This is a genomic window from Pseudomonas sp. URMO17WK12:I11 (assembly GCF_007677725.1).
GTDB lineage: Bacteria > Pseudomonadota > Gammaproteobacteria > Pseudomonadales > Pseudomonadaceae > Aquipseudomonas.
In genome coordinates this window covers 96,404-116,930 of sequence record NZ_VEDF01000013.1, presented here as the reverse complement: position 1 = coordinate 116,930, position 20,527 = coordinate 96,404, and the positions used below count along the sequence as shown (strand labels likewise).

The following is a 20,527-nucleotide window of genomic DNA, read 5'->3' as shown; positions in this document are numbered from 1 at the left end:
GGCTGGCCGATGAGTTTTTCCGGGTCGTACTCGGTGTCCTGCACCAGCACGTCGAGGGTGTAACGCGGGGTGCGGCCGATGCGCTCGACGCCGTGGGCGCGCAGGGCCTGCAGCTGGTCGGCCCCCAATGGGGTGGTCAGTTGCAGCAGGCGGCCGCTTTGCGAAAGCGGGGTGCCGAAGGTCAGGTCCATGACAAAGGGTCTCCTGAGTGGGGGCTGATCGGGTGGTTATTCCAGAGCCTTGATGGGCGGGTCCTGGTAGTCCTCATCGATAGCGATGCCCATTTGTTTCAGGCGTGCTTCGGTTTGGGCGCGTTCGTGGGCCATGCGTTTGAGTTCGGCAGGTACAAGAGCTTTCCAGTTTTTGCGGTTTTCTTCACCTTCAACATAACCTCTGTAGAACTCAGTTTCCGACTCAAACTTTAATGTGAACAAGTAAGAACCCTTTTGTTGGGGCGCGTCCTTATTGTTCCAACGTTGTAAGCGGAGCATGAGATAAACACCGTTTTTCTGAAGATACAGAGTTGTGAACATGCGCATCGAGATCCACTCTTCCTGAGTGTGTCTTAGCGCAGGGTCCGCCCAAGGGCCAGTGCCGACGGGTTTGCCCAGAACGGAGTATTTGTCTTCAAAATTTCTGGCTTCAGCCCCTGCTATCCTGGCTTCATCTTGAAAGATGAATCGACGCCAGCCCTCGGCACTTAGCTTGTCGAGTAACTGCTCATAATACTTCATGGCTTGAGCGTGTTCGGCGTCCTCATGCACGCCACCTAGCGTTACTCTGGCGCTGTTAACGATATTGCTTTCAAATGTGGTGAGCGTTGTGCTGACCATGTCATCGAATTTCAAAATGCCTGCGTCGGACATGATTTCCAGGTTTGCACGAAGAGGCTCGCTGAACGTCAGTGAGTACTTGTACATGCACAGCCGTAGCATGCAATCCTTCTGAAATTGCCCAGATGAACCCGCGAAGGCATTCTCGACAGGTGCGTCAAGTTCAAATCGTATGGTGGGCTTTTCCCCGGTCATGCTCGAGTCGCCACAACCGACTAACGCCAGGAAAAACGCACAACTGGCGTACCTGATCATAAAGCGCCCTCGCTCGGCCGCGGCTCGGCAACCGCCACCTGCAATGGCCCCAGCAGCCAACCCTGGGTCTGTGTCGATGCATGGCGATCCAGTACCAGCACTGCGCCTTCCAGGCTGTTGGCCGCCTGCAAGGCCAACGCCAGTGCACTCATCTCGATGATGCCCGATGCATATTCGCCTGCCAGCAGGGCATGGCCGATCACATGCTGCTGCAGGTCGCAGTCGGGCAGGTGGGTGTTGAGCAGCTGGTACAGGTGCTCAAGGCGGTTGTCATCGTGGTGCCCGTCGGTAACCAAAGCCTTCACGTCAGTCAATGCAATGCCGCTTTGTGCGCACAGCTGCTCGCTCAGCTGTTCCAGGCCACCGCAGCCTCTGCGCGGCAATAGCGCGCGTGGCCCGTGGTCGTGGGCCACGGCGGGGTGCAGCTGCCAGCGGGCATTGGCCTCGGGGTTGGCCAGGTCGATGCGTTGCAGGTTGAGCACGGCGATCGCTTCACCGGCCATGCGCTCTCCCTTCACGCTGCCGGCACGGTCTACCGTGGCCCAGCTGTCGATGCCTATACACAGCAGGTTGGCGGCTTCCAGCTCGTTGCATTGGGCCCACGGCAACCAGGCGGCGAACGTCTGCTCGGGGGCGCTAAAACCGTGGCCTGGCAAGTAGTCGAACGGCCAGGCTTCGAGCAGCGCGTCCAGCCACGGGTCCGCATCTATGCCGGTGGGGGCGAACACCACCACATGGGTCTGGTCCCAGTCCAGGCTGCCGGCGAAGTCGTGCCACTGACCAAGCATGGCGTGCAGCAACTGCAGGGCCCTGGGCAGGGGCCTGACCTCGGCACGGGCGCTGCCTGCGCGAATGCGCCGCACGGTGTGGCGATGACCGGCCGGGGTGACCAGCCGCGGGTCGTGCTCGAAGTCGGCGCTGACCTTGCCCAGTGCCTTGCCTGCCTTGGCCTCGGCCGGGGTCAGGTTGGGCAGCCACAGCCAGGCAGCACTGAGGCCAATGCGGGTGGTGTCGTACTCGGCGCGCGGGCGTGGTGGCGGCGCCAAGCGCTGCGCTTGCTCGCGGCGCTCGCCGATCACGTCCCACAATGAGCGATGGCCCTGGGCGGAGGGTTTCAACATGCTGGTAGTCCTTACAGTATTCCAGTGTCGCTGTTGGTGGCGATCAGGCTGGAGCCGCAGGCGGTCTTGTCGCCATGGCGGGCCACCGGCATGCCGTCGACCAGGGTGGTGGTATCGCCGCTGGCAATCACGCAGGCACCGTGCAGGCACATCACCTTGTCGCCGAGCCTGGCCACGGCACGGCCGTTGACCAAGGTCGAAGAGGAGGCCTGCACGACCATTCCGCCACGGTCGGTAGGGTCGTTCAAGAGAATGATCGGACGCATGTCGAAACTCCTTTTCAGCCGGCTAGGACCACAAATCAGTCACGTGGTTGCAGGGTGCCGAGCACATCGCGAATGCCATCGACCACGCTGCTGTCCTTGATCACATCGTTGAGCCAGGATTCCAGCGGCATGTTGCCCCACTTGATGGCACGTTCCACCAGGTACGGCACCGGGCTGTGCGGCTCGGTCTGCTTGAAGAACTGCGCCACGCCCTGGAGCAGAGTGAAGGCTTCTTCACGGTTCAGTGGTACGGTTCGCAACGGGGCACTGTGGCTACGCTGTGCAGCGGCCGGCGCCGCACCGGCTGCTGCCGGCAGTTCGGGCTGTGCTGCTTCTTCGGCCGACGCCCCTGGAGCTAGTGCCAACTCTACACCGCGCTCCTTGAGTAGGCGTTCCACCAGCTGTCGGGCGTGCACCAGCACATCGTTGAGGGGCAGAAAGCTCGGCGCGTCATGGCCGAACGCGTTATCGGCCGTGGTCTGCAGTTGCTGGCAGGCGCCCAGGCATTCGCTGATTTGCGCGTGCAATACGTGCAGGTGCTCGGTATCGGTCATCACCACCGAGCGTTGGAAGAGTTCGGCGTTGATCTTGCCATCTTCCAGGGCCAGATGCATGGCCGACGGGTTTTGCCGGGCCAGGTTCTCGACCTGGCGCGACTCTTCATACTTGAGCAGGCTGTAGCCTTGCCCCTGGGTGATCGGCAGGGTGCGGACCACCTCGGTCAGCGTGGTGGTCAACCACGCCAGGCGGGTAGCACGCTCGTCTACGCCCTCGTCGAGGGAGGGGTAGAGCGTGTCCCAGAAATCTTCCAGCAGGGCTTGCGCCACCGCCAGGGAAAAACGGATGCCCGGAAACTGCTTCCTGTGAGCCAGGCCTTCACTCAGCCAGGCCACCAGCATCAGGTCCTTACTGTGCTCGGTGAGGCCGGCGGCAGCCAGCTGGATCACCTGCTCCCAGTCGGCCTGCTTGAGGTCAGTCTGCCAGTCGCCCTGGGTCAGGTATTCGGGATCGGCGCGACGCGCTTCCTTGATCTGATCGAACAGGCTGGAAAAACTCAGGTCCTCGCCAGCGCCACCGTCAATCGGGGTACGCAGGGCAGACAGCGAAAGGTCGTCAAGAATGTCGTGCATGGACGGCTCTGTGTGCAAAGGTGAAAGGAAGGTCACCGTGCCCTTGCAGGCACGGGACCCTCTGGCGAGCTGGCCGTTGTCGGCGCCAGCTCAGGTCAGGCTCAGGAGTAGACCTTGTTCAGCGAACGGTCCCAACCGCCAGTAACCTTGCCGCCACCCGCGCCATCGGAACGCTTCTGCTGGGTGTAGGTGGTCTTGATGCGCGAGAAGTTGAACTTGATCTCTTCCATCGGCAGGTCGCTTTCAGCTTTGGCTTCGCCGTCCAGCGGCAGGTTGCCGAGGAAGTTGACCGAGGAGATCACGACTTCTTCCAGGGTGATGGTCAAGTAGGTCACCTTGTCACCACCGGCACGGTTCACGTTCAGCACCACTTCCTTGATGTGCTGGCCTTTGCAGCACGCTTCGAAGGCCTTGGCGGAGGCTTTGTCGACGTACTTGCGGATGGTGAAGTCGCTCAGATTGACACGTTCGGAAGAAGCGCCACCGGACGAGCTGGCGGTGGCCGAGGTCGCCTGGGTAGCGCCGTACTGGTAGCCCAGCACTTCGATCCAGTCCTTGTGTTTGTCATCCAGAGCTTCGCCTGGGATGCCGTCAATCTTGAGGTAAGCGTCAAATGCCATTTTTACTTTTCTCCATAGGTGTAAAGGGCTTCCTTGATCCAGTACTTGGACCTGCCCTGAGTTTGACGCCTGCGGAGCAGCCGCAGGCGTCGTGTTGAGACCGGGCATCAATCAAGTGCCCGGACCTCGATCTCGACGCGCCTGTTGGGTTCAAGGCACTGGATCAGTTCGGCGCGCGGCGCTTGCATGTTGCAGCGCACCAAGGGTTTATTGCTGCCTTCGCCCACCGCATCGACCAGTTCTGCCGGCAGGCCCTTGCCCACCAGGTAGGTCTTGATGGTTTGCGCCCGTTGCCGCGAAACCTGCAGGTTGCTCTGGCGGTCGCCGATCTGGTCGGCATGGCCGGTGATCACGATCTTGCCGACGTTGGGGGTATTCAGCAGTTTGTTTGCGATGCTGCTCAGCTGACGCTGGCCGGCGGCTTCCAGGCTCTGGAAATCGGCGCGGCCAAAGGCGAACAGGGTGTCGGACTCCAACGTGATGGTCTCGATGGCACGCAGCGAGCGGCTCAGCAGGCTGTTGATGTAGTTGCGCGAGCTGGAAACCAGAAACGCATTGTTAAGGATGCGTGGCACGTCCGGTTCGCGGATCTGGTCGCTGTAGAAGGCGATCTGGCGCCCGGCGAACTGATAGTCATCGCCCTCGCTGGAAGCTTGCGCCGCCTGCCCGGCCGGGCGTGGCACTTGCTTGTTGATGGCCGGGTACCAGTAGTCCGGGATACGTGCCTTGAGCACGGCTGGCTGGGCCTGTTCGCGCTGGGCCTTGGACAGCATCAGGTAGGTGTCCAGAGTGGTCTGGCCGAAGGTGGCCACCGACTGCGCGCGGTTGTCCACCGGCAGAGCCCGTGGCTCGACGCTGTCGATGCCACTCACGGTCTCCAGGCGCGATGCGTTGCGCTGGTAGATCTTGATGCTGCTGAGCAGGTAAAGCGAGCGGGTCAGGTTGTCGGCGGTGGGCTTGAGCATGATCTTTTCCAGCTGGGCGAAATACGCTTGACGCACGAACGGTTCGATCTCATGACCGCTGTACAGGCCCATGCGCATGCTCAGCGGCACGCCTTCGCCATGGTGACGGGCGTACAGCTCGGCGGCGGCCTGACGCAGTTGATCGAGGCTGTGCCAGGCGGTGTATTGCTGGCGGGCAGCAGCATCCTGCTGGCGGGCACTGTCGAGGTTCGCCGCCACGGCCTGGATCGCCGCCTTGTTGTTGCTGTACGACCAGCCCCAGGCTAGGCACAGTAGCAGGCTGGCCAGGCTGGCCGCGCCGACCCAAGCGGCTTTGCGACGGTGTTCGCGGCGGTTGCTGGTGTAGAGCGCCACGAGGTGCTGGTCGGGAATGATCACCTTGCGGAACAGGCTGGCGATAAACAGTGGCTCGGCCTGGCTGATTGCCGCTGCCCCGTTGCTCGGCGCGGCTAGGGCGAAGCGCTCGCGTACCTGACTGGCATACCGGCCGTTGGCTGGTTCGTCGGCATCCAGGGCACTGGTGAAATAGAAACCACGCAGCAGCTCGGCACTCTGGTACGGGTTGGCCCGCAGCAGGTCGGCAACGAAGGTGTTGAGCAGCGGCTTGATGGCTGCCAATTCCAGCGGCAAGCTGTAGGCGACCGGGTCGCGACGGGTCAGCTGGATGTCCTGCTGCAACAGTTGCTGGTCGGCGAGCGCCTGCCAGTGCTCGACAAGCTCATTCATGGCGGTGGCAAAGCGCATGCTCCAGTCGGACTGTTCGAAGCCCTGGTGGCTGAAGGTCTTGCCCATGACTTCGTCACGCGAGTGTGCGTCCAGCTGGCGGTAGAAGTGGGTAAAGCCCGGCAGCAGGTCGCACTTGGTGAACACCAGGTAGATCGGCAGGCGCAGTTCCAGCAGCTCATGGGCTTCCTGGATGCGTTCGCGCAAGCGCTTTGCCAGGCGTTCACGGGCATCGGCGCCGGCGTGCAGGATATCTTCGATGCTGACCGCGACGATCAAGCCGTTCAGCGGACGGCGCTGGCGGTGTTGACGCAGCAGGCCGAGGAAGGCGCGCCATTTGCCGGCTTCTTCCTGGTTGTCCATGTAGCGGCCAGCCGTGTCGAGCAGCACCGCTTCGGAGCTGAAGAACCAATCGCAGTTGCGCGTGCCGCCAAGGCCGGCGACCCGCGCGCCTTCACGTTCAGCGTAAGGAAAGGTAAGACCAGACTGGTAGAGCATGGTGCTCTTGCCCGACGCCGGCTGGCCAATCACCAGGTACCAGGGAAGGGCGTACAGCGCATTCTTGTTGACCTTGCTTTTGCCGCTGCCTTGCAGGCGCTCGATGCTTTGCAGCAGGCGTTCGCGCAGCAGGCTGACTTCTTCCCGGTCCTGCGGGGTGGCATTGAGCACCGCCTGGTCAGCGTCCTCGCGCAGTAGGGCTTCCAGGTCGTGGTGCTGCGAAACCCCGCGGTACATCAGCAATACGTACAGGGCAGACAGCAGCACGAAAACGCAGAGGCCGGCCAGCAGGCTGGAGAGCGAGGCAAAGCCCAGTCCCATGCCAACGATCCAGACCAGAAAGATGGCCAGGAAAAACACCACGCCGAGCACGTACGGCTGATACTTGAAGAAGTAATACTTGAGCCTGTTCATCAATACTGTTCGTCCCGCGCGCTGGCGAAGCGCTCTATGAAATCGTTCAGGGCCAGGTCATCGGCTGGCAGCGCCAGGGGGCTGCCAGCCGATGCGTACGGCATAGGGTCCAGCAGGTCATGCCGTTCGCTGCTGCTTGCAACGCCGGTCAGCAGCCGGTAGATCTCGTCGTTACCACGAGAGGCGAAACACAGCAGCCCGGGGCGCATGAAGTTATCCACGAGTACGCTGACGTCGGGCATGCCGGCGCTGCCGCGCAGGCGCGACAGCAGCGTGCACCAGAGGTCGGCCATGGGGCGTTTGAGTCCGCTCTGGGCCGGTAGCGGCAGGCAGATCGGCGCCGTGTGGGCCTGCTGCAGAGCAGTGCGCAGGCGGTACAGACTGGCCATGCCGGCCTGAGTGTCGAATTCCGGGTAGCTGTGGCGCAGCGGCCGGGCCACGTCGCGCAGGTTGAAGTCGTGGAGAAATTTCTCGTGCACCCGGCGGTACAGGTCGAGGTCTTGGGAGGTCCAGCCGCGCATGGCTTTTACCCGGTTGAACAGTTCGCTCATGTCGGCGCCCTGGGCAGCCTGCATGAGCAACGGCTTGATCTGAGCGGCGAACAGCTCGCAGAGGATGTGCGGGCTGACGAAGCGAGCGTCGCTGGCGGTGCGGATGCTCTGGAAAACCATGAACGGGTAGCGCCGACCGCTGGTATCGCGCGAACTGATGAAGCCTCCAAGCAGCCACTGGCCGGCGCGGCTGCGGTAGCAGAAGAAACACACCGGCAGGGCATCGAAACGCTCGCGCCAGTCTGCCTGCGCCTGCATCCGGCCAAGGCCGTTTTGCAGCCACAGATCGAACTCGCAGACCTCTGGCAGGGCGCCGTTGAGGCTGACGAAGTCGGCGCTGGCTGGGACTTTGCCGAAACATCCGATCATAGGCCTGAAGCCTTTCTCGTGGTACGGGTTAGCATCAGTTCACCCGTACGCTGTTGTTGAGCGCGCTGAGCGCCTTGACCTGTGCCAGGTCGGTCATTTTCACGCCGCCATAGTTGCGCACCACCAGGCTCACTGGGCCGGCCACCGACTGCCAGGTGAAGCGCTGCTGCACGGTGTCCAGGTCGCTGACCCGGGCACTATCATTCATCTTCAGCAGGCCCCAGCGGCCGGGGTAGTCGAATACGGTGATACGCTGTCCTTCCAGGGTGACCACGTCCAAGCGTGCTCCCGGGGCGTTGCTGCTGCCCGGCCAGGCGAAGCGGTTCCAGCTGGTGCGGCCGTTGCGGTAGTGCTGCTCCTGGCCGTCGAGGGTGAAGATGATGTCGGTGTAGCGCGCCGAGGGTTCGAGCATGATCTCGAAGCCGTTTTCCCGATCCGAGAGGCTGGCGATCACCTGGCCGACTGAACTGGCCTTGTCGATGCTGTCGACCATCTTGGCGTTCACCAATGGGTTGGCGCCGTTGCCGGTGCCCATGCCCAGGCCTTCACCACCGGCCAAGTTGCCAATTTCGTTGCGTTTGAAGGCTGGTAGCAGGCCGTTTTCGGGGTCGACGAAACGCTGCAGGTCCTTGACCGAGGCTTCGTTGTTGCTGTCGGCGACGATCGGGTAGCGGTGGGCCATGACCTGCTGCCACGGCCGAGCTACATCCTGAGCCCAAGCTTTGGCGATCTGTTGCCCGGCCGGGTCGCGCAGGGTTTCCCAGGTGTACTGCAGCGGCGAGTTGAACAGCCGCAGCAGGGCGCCTGACAACTTGCCGGCCGACGTGTCGACGCTGGTTTCGACGTAGTTGCGCACCAAGGTGACTTCCGAAGGCTGGCCCTCGAGGGTTTCGCTGATCAGCAGCTTGCTGTTCTTACCAACGTCTTGTGAGCGCTGGATGTTGCTCAGGCGCACCTTGAGCTTGCGCAGTGCGGCCAGGTAGCGGTCCATCACAGTGCTGTCAGCACCTTCGGCATTCTGCGCGGCGAACAGTCTTGAAACCGGTTCGAAGCGCTTGGCCAGGCTGCCGTCATCGACCCGCGGCAGTCGCGCAGCGGCGTTTTCCGCCACCGCGCCCTGGCTGCTGAAGGCGCCTTTGATGCTGCCCCAGAAGCTATCTTCGGTCGCGCCGACAGCGGAGGCTGATGCTTGCTTGGGCAGGTCCCAGTCGGTGTTGTGGTGGACGGCGGCGAGCAGGCTCTTTACCGGCGAGTTCTGTACATCGCTCAGCACCGCAAGGCGCTCGTTGGCGTTGGCCATGTCGGTGAAGTGGCGCACGCCAACGCCCTCGAGCAGGTTGAACCAGGCTTCGGCGTAGTCGGCCTTGTAGCGGGCGAGCAACTCGCGCATGAAATTGGCTTTCTGCACCAGGCCGTTACCGCCTTCGCCATCGAGCACCCAGTCGCTGTCGTTGCGCAGGTCGCCTGAGAGCAGCTTGATCAACTCTGGCTGGACGTACTCTTCCCAGCCCTGTCGGGTGTAGAAGGCCGGCACGGCCTCGGCGGAGAACAACAGGCTACGGCTGTTGGCCGGGACCATGTCGGTTAGGGTCAGATTCGGATATTGACGGCCCGACTCCAGTTGCAGGCGCAGGTACTCACGGTCGACCAGGGAACTGGCGATCATGAAGGAGCGCAAGCTTTGGCGGGCATCACTCACCAGTTGTTCGTTGCGGCGCAGGGCCGGCGCCGTACCCTGCTGCATATAGCGTACGTATAGGGCGCTGTTGGCCTCCACGAGCGCCGGATCGACGTCGCGGCCCTGCGCTCGTGCGGCCAGGGTCCAGGCGCGTGGCAGCTCGGCGGCGACGAAGTCGGCGTCCGGGTGCTCATTCGGGTGGGTCAGGATCAGGTAAAGCTTCAGTGCGCTGTAGGCTTCGATCACCGAGGCCACCTGCTGCTCGCTGAGGCGCCCGAGGCTGTCTTCAGACAGCGACAGGCCGGCAGTCAGGGCGGTATCTTCGGACGGGTCGGCGCTGGACACCGAGCGGGCCTTCTCACGCAGTGCATCCAGGGCGCGGCGACGGCCGTCCTGGCCGGCATCGCTGGCAGCGGCCTGCACCTGGCCGGCCAGTTGCGCGCCACTGCGCGGAACACTGCTGGTCAGAGCTGCTGCGGTCGGCGCCCTGAATACCTTGACGTCTTCGCCTGGTGCGGCATCCGTACGCTGGGCCTTAGGTGTGCGGCGCTTGCCGGCGTCGGCCAGCGGTGTGCGGTCGACAGTTTCGGCGAACTGGTTGAGTGCACGCAGTTGCACTTGCAGCTGCTTGCCGATCGGCTCCAGGGCCTGGGTGCGCAGTTGCTGCACGTACGCCTGACGCAGTGGGCTGAGTAGCTCGGCGCCACTGTACAGGCCAGCTCCCAGTGCCAGTGGCACACCTTGGATGTCGTAGCCTTCGAACTGGCCGAGGTAGTGGCGCAGCTGTTCCATAGCCTGGCCGGACGCCAGGCGCTCGGCTCGGTCGGGAGCCTGTTCCAGTTCGCTCAGCTCGCCGCTTAGGGTGGCCAATACTTGGCGGTTGTTCTGGAACGACACGCCTTCCCAGGCCAGCAGGGCGACACCGGCGAGCGCGGCGGCGCCGACCAATGCGGGGGTGAGGGCACGGGTACGGCCCTGGCGCGAGTAGTACAAGCTCAGGTTGCGGTCGGGGAACACCACGTGACGGAAGGTTTCCGTAATGAAGAAGCTCTTGTCGCCAATCTTGGTGACAGTCTTGTTCGGCGCCGGGCGTTCGCTGGCTTGCAGGGCATAGTGCGCGCCCAGGGCCTCTTCGTAGACCGGTGGCAACTGCTCGTCGGTCTGCAGCGCGCTGGTGAAGTACACACCGCGAACGATCGGCGGGGTGCGGCCGTCGGCGGTACGCTCGAACTGCTCAAGGAAACCACCGAGCACGCTCGACAGTTCGGCGAAGTAGCTGGGGAACTGCAGCAGTTCGACGTTGGCGGTGTTGCCGCCGGCGATCACCTGACGATCGACCTGCTCGCGCACGCTGGCGAGCAGCTGGGCGAAGCTCGTTTCGGCGACGCTGCGCAGGCCTTTGTTGCGCACGTCGGCGAGCGGGAAGGTCATGCCCAGCGGTTGTTGGCGCTGGGCATTGTCCAAGCCGTCGAAGGCCTGGTTGAAACCTGGCAGCAGGTCGGTCTTGCTGAGCATCAGGTACAGCGGTGGATTCACCCCTAGGCATTCGCTGTATTCATCGATGCGGCTGACCAGGCGTGCGGCCATGGCTTCGCGTTCGGCCACGGTGGCGCAGATGATCTCCGGCAGGCTTACCACCAGCACCAAGCCGTTCACCGCAGGCTTGCTGCGCTGCTTGCGCAGCAGCTTGAGGAATGAGGCGAACTCGCTGGCCGAGGCGTCATCGCGCAGATAGCGGCCGGCGGTGTCGATCAGCACTGCTTCGGGGCTGAAGTACCAGTCGCAATGCTGTGTGCCGCTGTCGAAACCACTGGCCTGGGCTCCGGCGATCGAGGCGGAGAGCCCGGAGCGGGTCAAGAGCGAGGTCTTGCCCGAGGCTGACATGCCAATCACCAAGTACCAAGGCAGGTCCGACAGTGCTGAGGCACCGCCACCACCGGCCGAGCGTGCCGAGCGCAACATTGCGATCGCGTGCTTCAGGCGCTCGCGCAGTACATGCTGGTCGCGAAACTCGCCTTCGGCGCCCAATGATCGATCTACTTCAAGTTGGACCAGGCTCTCAATGTTCTGCTCGGCGCGGATGCGACGGTACTGACGCAGTACGACCGCCAACAGGCACATGGCGCTGAACAGCGTCATTGCCACGTACACCTGCTCGGTCGAGAGCTGCCAGCGTGGCAGGGCGAACCAGCAGGCCAGTACGCCTACGGCCCAGACCAGTGCCAAGGCAAACCAGAAATTTTTCAAACAGCGCAGTAGTGCTTTCATGTCTTCCTGACCGTACCTGAGTTAAACACCGAACAGCCGGCGGACCTGCTCCGCCAACGCGGCCACTTCCTTGCCCAGCAACCAGTCAAGGGTCAGGTAGACTGCCCCGCAGACTAGCGCGATGAGCACCAGGTACAACCAAAGCGGCACCTCATAGCGCAGCATCTGCGACACTTGGTCCGGCAGCGCCCATTGCGGTGCCAAGGCCTTGCGCGGGGCATGGTGGCGGGCGATGTCCTGGCCCAGGGTGTTGGCGATGTAGCGCAGCTGGTCTTTCTGCTCGAGGCTGTATTTGCCTTCGAAACCCAGGGCCAGGCACAGGTGGTACACCTCTAGCACGTCGAGGTTGCGCTTGACATCGGTGCGCAAGGCTTCGAGCTTGTCGAAGAAACCCTGGCCGGCCAGATGCACCCCGAAGTACTGGAACTGCAGCGGGTTGATCTCGATCTGGTTGCGGATTTCGCTGGGGCCGGCGTTCAGAACGCTTTCGTCGAGGAAGGCACATAATGCGTACTGCACATCCTTGACCTGCTCGACACTGTAATTGGCGCGGCGGGCATTGCGTTCCAGCGCCGGGAAGAATTCGTCGATACCTGCACGCAGGCGCTGTACGTCGACCACCTTGTCGCCACGGCGGATCATCAGCGCCATGGTCAGGAAGTCCTTGACCATGTCCTTGAGCGTGGAGGGTTGTTCAACGGCGGTCGCGCCGCCTTGCATTACGGCAACAGTCATTTGAGCACCGCCATCAGTTCGAGCTTGAGGTTCTTGAAAGCACTGGGGACATAGAAGGCGATGGCGTGGGCGCTCATCATGCGTTCATACACCCGCCCATGGGGTTCGATCGCGAAATACTGGTTGTCCAGGCGCACCGGGATCGCGTTGGGCGTACGCACGCAGTGGTTCAGCGTGGCGCCCGGCATGGCCATGTTGACCACTACTTCAATGTCTTCAGGCGAGCCGACCTTGAACGCCCGTGGTACCAGCTCCAGCACCTGAGCACCGGGCATGTCGGCGTGCACTGAGATGTAGAAGTCGGCGTCGGCCAGGCGCGGGTCGTTGAGGCGGCCGACGTAGTAGGACGAACGGGTCTGGTCAAGCGGGATCGGGATGTACTGGTTCGGCACCACGCTGTTGAGCAGTTCGCGCACCAGGCGGTCGAGCTTGAGCAGCGAAGCGGCCGGGTCTTGATGGTCGTAGGGCGGGATGTCGTCCAGGCGTGCATTGAGCGAAAAGGTCAGCAGGCTGCCGGCCAGCTCGGCGAGGAAGCGATAAAGCTGCTCGGGGTGCAGGCGCGGGTGTTGGAGCAGGTGTGCCAGCCCCGGGTAGGCACGGTTGACCGTGTACAGCAGCCAGAATAGGCTGACATCGCTGGAGCCGAACTCGGCGATCTGGTCGGCGCGTTCGCGGCGGCGCCCGGACAAGGTCTCGCTCTTGCTCTGCAGCAGCGCCAACAGGCGCTGAGCGATGGTCAGCAGGGTTTCATGGGCGCCCAGGTGCAAGGCCGGGTGGACGAACTGGCTATCGATGCTGAACGCATTGACGTTATTGCGCTGCAGGTGCAGTAGCGGGCAGTAGCTGTAGCCATCCAATGCATCACCATCGACCAGCAGCACCACGTTCAGGCGCAGGCTGGTGATTTCATTTTCCAGATCACCTTCGTTGAGGTCGGGCAGGGTCGCGAAGGCTTTGCGGTAACGGCGCGCGCCCTGGCGCTCGGCGCCTTCTTCCATATAGTTGGCACTGTACGGTTCGGCCAGCTTGAGGGCGGCGTACACCTTGATGCCCGAACCCTGCAATACATCCTTGATGTCGCGCGCGGCCGGCAGTGGGTCATGCTGCGGAGCGTCATAGACTGAACCGTCGGGGAACACCATGTGCAGGCGGTTGAGTTGCAGCACACCACCGCCCAGCGCTACTTCATCGACTTCGAGGGCCTGCACGCCCCAGTGGAAGGGCGACGAACGCAGGGTGGCCTGAGCCAGCTGATGCTGGTGGAACTCGTCCTGATACTGGAAGTGCTGCGGGAGGAGGAACATGCCTTCCGACCACATCACGCGGCTCTTGTTGCTCATTGGATACCTTCCAGTGCTGAATCGAACACGTTGGTCATGGCTTTCTTGGCCGATTGCTCGGCTGCATCACCAGCGGCCTGCTGGGCAGCGTCCAGCGCCTTGGCCTGCAGCTGCTGGCTGACGGTCGGCTCGGTTTCCAGCGGCTGCGCCGGCTGCAGGGTGGCGATGGCTTGCTGGGCGGGCAGTTGGAGCACGTCCTGGCCGCGCTCGGCGGTGATCTGGTTGAGGTCGAGCAGCACTCGCCCGCCCTCGGACGAGAAGAAGATTCCGTCCTTGCGGAAGGCGTCGGCATTGAAGGCCATCTTCCAACGCCCGCCGCTTTCGTCGCGGAAGAACGCAGCAATGGCGACATAGCGTGCCTGCTTGGCCAGCGGCCAGTGCTCGACGTTGCCGATCCCCGGCAGGACCACGGTTTCGCGAGTATCGAGCACGGTCTGACCCAGTGCTTGCTCAGGGTGGTCAAGCAGGGTGTCGGCATCGCTGCTGACGAACCGATCAAGGCTGGTCAGCTGGTAGACACGCGCCACCACCGACAGCGGGGTGCCGGCTACGTCCGGATTCAGCTGGTTGCCGCCGTCGATGGTCAGGACCACTTTCTCGTCGCTGCTGAACAGCATGTCGCCTGCCCAGGTGTCGTCGACGCGTTTGCCGACGCGGTCAGTGATGCCACAGGCGCCTAGCGCCGAGGCCATGATCAGTACACCCAGTAACCTGCCCATTGTCCTGCTCCTGAAAACTCGTTCTGGCAACGCCTGGTTGGCCCGGGACGCTGCTGATGGTCCTTGCTTCAACGGCCGCACCCTCACGCGAGGCTGTAGGCGAAGCCGCCGGTTTCATCCAGGTCAATGCGCAGGCTGTTGATCGGCTGATCTTCGGCCATGCGTGCCAGTACCTGTTCGGCCAGCTCCGGCATGAGGCTGCCAGAGAGGATGTTGTCGATGTTGCGCGCGCCGCTGTCGACTTCGGTGCAGCGCGCGGCAATCGCCGGCACCAGTGCCGGGCTGAAGTGCAGTTGGGCCTGGTGGTTGCGCTCGAAACGCTGGCGGATGCGCTCCAGCTTGAGGTCGACGATGCGCTCGAGAATGGCGTCCTGCACCGGGTAGTAGGGGACGATGCTCAGGCGGCCGAGGAAGGCCGGCTTGAAGACGCCGTTGAGTTGCTCGCGCAGGTCGTCGACCAGCTGCGCCGGTGCCGGTACCTGGTCGGCGCCCAGGCAGGTGCGCATGATGTGCTCGGTGCCGACGTTGGATGTGAGGATGATCACGGTGTTGCGGAAGTTGATCTCGCGCCCTTCGCCATCGTCCAGGACGCCTTTGTCGAACACCTGGAAGAACAATTCCAGCACGTCAGGGTGAGCTTTCTCTACTTCGTCGAGCAGCACCACGCTGTAGGGTTTGCGCCGTACCGCTTCGGTCAGAACGCCACCTTCCCCGTAGCCGACATAGCCGGGCGGCGAGCCCTTGAGGCTGGAAACAGTGTGCGCCTCTTGGTACTCGGACATATTGATGGTGATGACATTACGCTCGCCGCCATACAAGGTATCGGCCAGGGCCAGCGCGGTTTCGGTCTTGCCCACGCCGCTTGGGCCAAGGAGCAGAAAAACACCGATCGGTTTGTTCGGATCTTCCATGCGTGCCCGGGAGATCTTGATACGCTTACCAATCTCATGCAGGGCGTGGTCTTGGCCCAACACGCGCTCGGCCATCAACGCCGGCAGGCGTTGTACGGTGTCGATCTCATCGCGCAGCATCTTCCCCAGCGGAATGCCGGTCCAGCCGGAAATCACTTCGCCGATGGTGGCGCCATCGACCAAAGCGTGCACCAGCGGTTCTTCACCTTGAACATCGGACAGTTTCACCCGGAGTTCGGCCAAGGCCGCGCGATTATCGCTGTCGCTAGCTGCGCTCAGGGTGTGGATCTGCTTGACCAATTCAAGCTCGCGCTGCCATTGCTGTTGCAGACTTTGCTGGCGCTGGCCAGCCTGTTCGATCTGAACGTGCAGTTGCGCCAGGCGGCGTTGGTGATCGCTGCCCTTGGATTGTTCCTCCTCCAGCAGGGTGATTTCGGTGCGCAGGTTGTCCACTAGGCGCAGGCAGTCTTCGAGGCGACCCGGCTGCGAGGTTTGGCCCAGGGCGACTCGGGCGCAGGCCGTGTCGAGCACGCTGACGGCTTTGTCCGGCAGCTGCCGGCCGGTGATGTAGCGGCTGGACAGGCGCACCGCCTGGACCAGTGCGTCGTCCATCACTGCCACCCGGTGGTGGCTCTGCATCTTTTCCAGCAGGCCGCGCAGCATGTAGATGGCCTGGTCTTCTTCAGGTTCTTCGACCTTGACCACCTGGAAGCGACGGGCGAGAGCAGCATCTTTTTCAAAGTATTTCTTGTACTCGGCCCAGGTGGTGGCGGCGATGGTGCGCAACTCGCCACGGGCCAATGCCGGCTTGAGCAAATTGGCGGCATCGTTCTGCCCGGCTTGGCCCCCTGAGCCGATCAAGGTGTGTGCTTCGTCGATGAACAGGATGATCGGGTGCACGCTGCGCTTGGTTTCCTCGATCACCGATTTCAGGCGGTTCTCGAACTCGCCCTTGATGCCGGCGCCAGCTTGCAGCAGGCCGAGGTCGAGGGTGTGGATGGCCACGCCTTTGAGTGGCGCCGGCACGTCGCCCTCGGCGATGCGCAGCGCCAGGCCTTCGACCACGGCGGTCTTGCCGACCCCGGCCTCACCGGTGAGGATCGGGTTGTTTTGCCGACGGCGGGTGAGAATGTCGACCATCTGCCGAACCTCGAACTCACGCCCCAATACCGGGTCGATCCGGCCCTCGCGGGCATTTCGGGTCAGGTCGACGGTATACTGGTCCAATGCTGGCGTCTTGCCCTGGCTGCGCAGCGGGGCAGGGGCGCTGGTGTCGGCGGGTAAGGCCGTGGCCTGCTGGGCCTCGCCGCTCGCGCTGGTCAGTGCCTGGAGGCTGGCGCGCAGGTCATCGACGTTGATCTTATCGAGCTCTGCCGCGCTGGCCAGCAGCAGGCGACGCAGGTCGGCGTCGTCGAGCAGGGCCAACAACAGATAGCCGCTGCGAATCTGGCTGGTGCCATATTCAATCGAAGCCAGCACCCAGGCACGCTCGATGAGCTGGGTTATGTGCGGCGATAGCGCCGGCGTGCGGGTATTGCCGGTCTTGAAGCCCTGCAGGGCGTCTGCCAGCTGTGACTGCAGGCGCTCGACGACCACACCGTAGTGGCGCAGCACGGGCCGCAGGTCGTTGTCATCGCCTTCGAGCAATTGCAACAGTACGTGCTCGATGTCCACTTCATAGTGACGCTCGGCCAGACACAGCGCGGCCGCGCTTTCGGTGGCGCCGCGGCAGGTGTCGTTGAGCTTGGCAAACAGTGACTTAAGATTCACAGCGAGACCCCATCAAAAGGAATACTAAAAATGCCGCAGCGCGCAGGCTGCACCTGGCTGCCAGGGCGTTTCAGCCAGCCCAGCCAGCCCAGTGCTACACCGTCTTCGCGGCCCAGGCGGGCGACGGGCACGGCCTCAGGCTTGAGCTTCGGTGCCAGTTCGAAGTCCAGGCTGGGGCCGAGGTAGAAGCGCACCAGCTCGACCAGCTTGTGGTAGTCCTTGGTGCCGGGCTGAAAGCGGCGGTAGTCGGCCAGCTCCAGCGGGCCAATTTCGATCCGCACGCACGATTGGTAGTCCCACACGCGGTTACCGATCACGCTGCTGTGCCCTAGTTGGGCGTTTTGCCGCCCCAGGCGCGTGCATTGCTCGCGTTCAAGCTTCAGCCATCGCCCAGCAAATGGCCGTAGAGTGAAAGGCAGGGCGAAGTAGAAGCTGAGCATGGCCTGTAGGTTCTGTGGGTTGCGCGGGCGCTGGCTGAACAATCCAGCAAAGTAGCTGAACAGTTCCTGGCGCAGGCCTGAATCGTTGTTGGTGAATTTGCGCCGACGCGCCTGTTCGCCAAAGCCCACCATACTCAGCAGGTAGCGCTCGAAGTCCGAGCTCCCTTTGCGTTCATGCTCGATATGGAACTTGTACTTCTGCCAAGCCTGGTAGAACTGCGCGACCACGCGGTGAGAGAACAGGTCCATGAACGCGTGCGCGGCATCGTCGCGGTGCTGGATGTGACGATCGATCAGCAGCTCGGTGTACGGCCGTGGCAGCACCCCGGACGGGCCGACTAGGCCCATGAATGTGACCTGGACTTCCGTCAAGGGTTGATCGTTTGCGTTGGTGCGTTCAGCGCGCTCGAATTTCAGCTCGCTGACTTCGCTGACCGGGAACGCCAGCGACAGTTGCGAACGGAAGCGCAGCGGGTCGTCATGCGGCCGGGTTTCTGGATCGATACGTCCCGCTCTGCTGTAGTGCAGGCGCAGCAACCGCACCAGTTGGAAGAATTCGAACCGGTATGGCTGAGCACGCGCCTGGTCGATCAGACCAGTGGCTGATCGCCGGTTCTGGGTGGCCATTTAACGATTCTCTTTTCCCGCTGGCGGGTACGTAGGGTCAGTTGAGTAAAGCTGTTGACTGTGCAGTACTGGCCGAAGAAGTGGTCCAGGATCTTGCCGAACAAGAACACACCGCTGCCGATGTACTGGCTTTCGTCGAGCTCCAGGGTGATGCCCACACCGCGCACGAAGTTCGGCCGTGGGTGACCGATGCGGGCAACTACGGGCTCGCTTTTGATCGACAGGATGCCGCCGATCTGTTTGCGCACGGCCAGGCCACGACGATAGTTGTAGAGGCTGAGCATTTCCTGCAGCACTTCCTTGCCCTGCGTTACCAGCGACATGTGGTTCAGCGACAGGTGCGCGATCAGCCGCCAGATCAGGCCGGCGCCAAGCGGCACGCGCGCGGTGGCAGTGGGCTTGCGCAGCAGGCGGATGGTGTCGACCACACTGTCCTGGTCGAGGCTCAGGTCACTCTGGCTGCCGCCATAGCTGAGCAATTGCGGCAAGTCGCGATTGCTGCAGGTGAGGGCGATGCTGAGGGTGTCGCTGCTGCTGTCGAGCAGGTCCAGTTCTCGGTCCACCACGCGGATTACCATCTCGGTGCCGCTCTGGGTGTCGCGTCGCGACGGCTGGCGGCGGCCGATCCAGTAGCAGGCGTCGGGGCCGAGCTCGCCACGTGGCTCGAAGAACGGGTTGCACTCGCTGACATTGTCGCGGCCGCCGAGCTTGCGCACACGTTGCACGCGATCGATCGACACTACTTCGGCATTGCCCTGCAGGCGCACGTCTGGCGTTACCGGGTACTCGTGCTGGGTATGGGTTAGCTTGATCGGTTCGGCCTGCTGCTTGAACAGGTTGATGATCGGCGTGCAGCCCAGTTTGAAGTTGTGCCGACCCAGGTTCTGCGCAAGGCGGGCCAGGCGCTCGCCGAGCTCGAAGTGGGAGAAGTAGAAGTTCAGCTCGATCGCCTTGATGTCACGATCTGCAAGGCTACGCTTGAGTCCGCCAATGTCGAAGAACATGAACTTGTCGGGGAACGTGAAGTAATCATGCAGCAAGCGGTACCCGGCAAACGAGCGAGCCGAGTAATCCACCAGGCCATCGTCCTGTTCGAAACCGACGGCTTGCAGGGCATCGGCCGGCAGGCCGATCTCCCGGCGCTGACCGTTTTCGATGAAGCTGACGGTGGCCTTGGCCAGGTTGTTGAACAGCAACTCGTACAGCTGCAGCATCAGTGTGCTTTCACCGTCGAGGAAGAAGCGCAGCGAATGGATGTCCAACTGGCCAAAATGCAGGTCGGTGGTGGCGATCAAGCCGATTTTCAGATGCGCCACGAGGTCGGCACTGTGGCCATTGAACACCGAGCGTTCGAGCTCGGTGAAAGAGGCATCCTGCACAGCCACAGGCCACAATTGCACCGGATAGCAGGTGCGGAATCTGCAGGCCACGCCCTCGATACTCCGCGAGGCGACTTCGGTATGGCGGGGGATGTCGTAGCGTGCCGTCAGGGTCGAACGATTACCGGCGGAAAACTCGGCGATCGATAACGCCGGAGTCGGACGCAGGTAATGCGGGTAAAGCACCTCCAGAAAGGCTTCGACGATCTCCGGAAACTCGTCATCTAGCTTTTTGTGGACGCGTGCAGAAAGAAACGAAAACGCTTCGATCAGGCGTTCGGTATGAGGATCTTCACAATTGTCCCCCTCGATCAACAAGCGAGAGGCGATTTTCGGGTACTCACGGGCAAATTCCTGCCCGAGAAAGCGCAGGTGCGAGAGTTCCTTTTCGTAGTAGGGCAGCAGATCGTCGAGCATCAGTTGAGGTTCTGCACTTTGTATTCTTGGGTATTGATCTGCAGTACGGCATCGAACGAGACCTGCCGTGTGGCGTCCTGCAGGTGCAGCACGGCATCGACTCGGAAGGTCAGCATGCGGTTGCCCAGCTGCTGGGTCATCAGTTGGACGCGTACGGCACGAAAGCGCTTGTCACCGACGCTGATGGCACGCTCGAGCTGGGCCTGGATCAGGCGTCGGTCCTCAGGGTTGAGCACCCCCTTGCTGGTAAAGTCGGGCATGCCATATTCGAGGATGGTGCCAGCCAGTTGCCCGCGGCCGTCGAGACGTTCGGCGACCATGCACTGACGGGTGTTGACCAGCACTTCCAGGTCGCGAATCAGGCTGGCCTTGTAATCGGCCAGGGAGCACAGGCGCCTGGAGACCGCCTCGCTTGCCTGATGAGGAGTGTCATCAAGCAAGCGATCCAACAGTGTTGGCACTAATTGATAGTTACGGCTCATGGGTGAATGGCGCCTT

At 62.5% G+C, this 20,527-nt stretch carries 16 protein-coding genes; all 16 read right to left on the bottom strand.

Annotation, left to right across the window (positions count from 1 at the left end; all coding sequences use genetic code 11):
• On the bottom strand, positions 1–191 hold a 191-nt coding region (locus FS665_RS20725), incomplete at its 3' end, for a hypothetical protein (protein ID WP_145192810.1).
• A gap of 36 nt (positions 192–227) precedes the next feature.
• Positions 228–1,028, bottom strand: a complete 801-nt coding sequence (locus FS665_RS20720) for a hypothetical protein (protein WP_145192808.1) — start codon at positions 1,026–1,028, stop codon at positions 228–230.
• A 56-nt stretch (positions 1,029–1,084) separates the two neighbouring features.
• Positions 1,085–2,209, bottom strand: coding sequence for a hypothetical protein (locus FS665_RS23760; protein ID WP_256675118.1), 1,125 nt, complete (start codon positions 2,207–2,209; stop codon positions 1,085–1,087).
• Positions 2,210–2,220: 11 nt separating this feature from the next.
• The gene (locus FS665_RS20710) at positions 2,221–2,475 is read right to left on the bottom strand and encodes a PAAR domain-containing protein (RefSeq protein WP_145192806.1); all 255 of its coding nucleotides are present in this window, start codon (positions 2,473–2,475) and stop codon (positions 2,221–2,223) included.
• A gap of 35 nt (positions 2,476–2,510) precedes the next feature.
• Complete coding sequence (gene tssA / locus FS665_RS20705; RefSeq protein ID WP_145192804.1) at positions 2,511–3,605, bottom strand: type VI secretion system protein TssA; 1,095 nt, start codon at positions 3,603–3,605, stop codon at positions 2,511–2,513.
• A gap of 101 nt (positions 3,606–3,706) precedes the next feature.
• The gene (locus FS665_RS20700; RefSeq protein WP_028687575.1) at positions 3,707–4,225 is read right to left on the bottom strand and encodes a type VI secretion system tube protein Hcp; all 519 of its coding nucleotides are present in this window, start codon (positions 4,223–4,225) and stop codon (positions 3,707–3,709) included.
• Between the two features lie 107 nt (positions 4,226–4,332).
• Positions 4,333–6,825 carry a type VI secretion system membrane subunit TssM gene (gene tssM, locus FS665_RS20695; protein WP_145192802.1) on the bottom strand — a complete coding sequence of 831 codons (2,493 nt, stop codon included), beginning with the start codon at positions 6,823–6,825 and terminating at the stop codon, positions 4,333–4,335.
• A complete protein-coding gene (gene tagF / locus FS665_RS20690; RefSeq protein ID WP_145192800.1) occupies positions 6,825–7,745 on the bottom strand; it encodes a type VI secretion system-associated protein TagF in 921 nt (306 codons plus the stop codon). The genes tssM and tagF overlap by 1 nt, the downstream gene beginning before the upstream one ends.
• 34 nt (positions 7,746–7,779) lie before the next feature.
• A complete protein-coding gene (locus FS665_RS20685) occupies positions 7,780–11,691 on the bottom strand; it encodes a type VI secretion protein IcmF/TssM N-terminal domain-containing protein (RefSeq protein ID WP_145192798.1) in 3,912 nt (1,303 codons plus the stop codon).
• A gap of 21 nt (positions 11,692–11,712) precedes the next feature.
• Complete coding sequence (icmH, locus tag FS665_RS20680) at positions 11,713–12,426, bottom strand: type IVB secretion system protein IcmH/DotU (protein WP_145192796.1); 714 nt, start codon at positions 12,424–12,426, stop codon at positions 11,713–11,715.
• Positions 12,423–13,766 carry a type VI secretion system baseplate subunit TssK gene (gene tssK, locus FS665_RS20675; RefSeq protein ID WP_145192794.1) on the bottom strand — a complete coding sequence of 448 codons (1,344 nt, stop codon included), beginning with the start codon at positions 13,764–13,766 and terminating at the stop codon, positions 12,423–12,425. The genes icmH and tssK overlap by 4 nt, the downstream gene beginning before the upstream one ends.
• Positions 13,763–14,485, bottom strand: a complete 723-nt coding sequence (tssJ, locus tag FS665_RS20670; RefSeq protein ID WP_145192792.1) for a type VI secretion system lipoprotein TssJ — start codon at positions 14,483–14,485, stop codon at positions 13,763–13,765. Before tssJ ends, tssK begins: the two co-directional genes overlap by 4 nt.
• An 83-nt stretch (positions 14,486–14,568) precedes the next feature.
• Entirely contained in the window at positions 14,569–17,166 is a 2,598-nt protein-coding gene (tssH, locus tag FS665_RS20665; RefSeq protein WP_145192790.1) for a type VI secretion system ATPase TssH, read from the bottom strand.
• On the bottom strand, positions 17,163–18,233 hold the full coding sequence (gene tssG, locus FS665_RS20660) for a type VI secretion system baseplate subunit TssG (protein WP_145192788.1): 1,071 nt from the start codon (positions 18,231–18,233) through the stop codon (positions 17,163–17,165). The genes tssH and tssG overlap by 4 nt, the downstream gene beginning before the upstream one ends.
• Positions 18,197–20,029 carry a type VI secretion system baseplate subunit TssF gene (gene tssF, locus FS665_RS20655; RefSeq protein ID WP_178108383.1) on the bottom strand — a complete coding sequence of 611 codons (1,833 nt, stop codon included), beginning with the start codon at positions 20,027–20,029 and terminating at the stop codon, positions 18,197–18,199. Before tssF ends, tssG begins: the two co-directional genes overlap by 37 nt.
• Positions 20,029–20,511: a type VI secretion system baseplate subunit TssE gene (gene tssE / locus FS665_RS20650; protein WP_145192784.1), complete on the bottom strand. Its 483-nt coding sequence runs from the start codon at positions 20,509–20,511 to the stop codon at positions 20,029–20,031. Before tssE ends, tssF begins: the two co-directional genes overlap by 1 nt.
• Between the last annotated feature and the right edge of the window lie 16 nt (positions 20,512–20,527).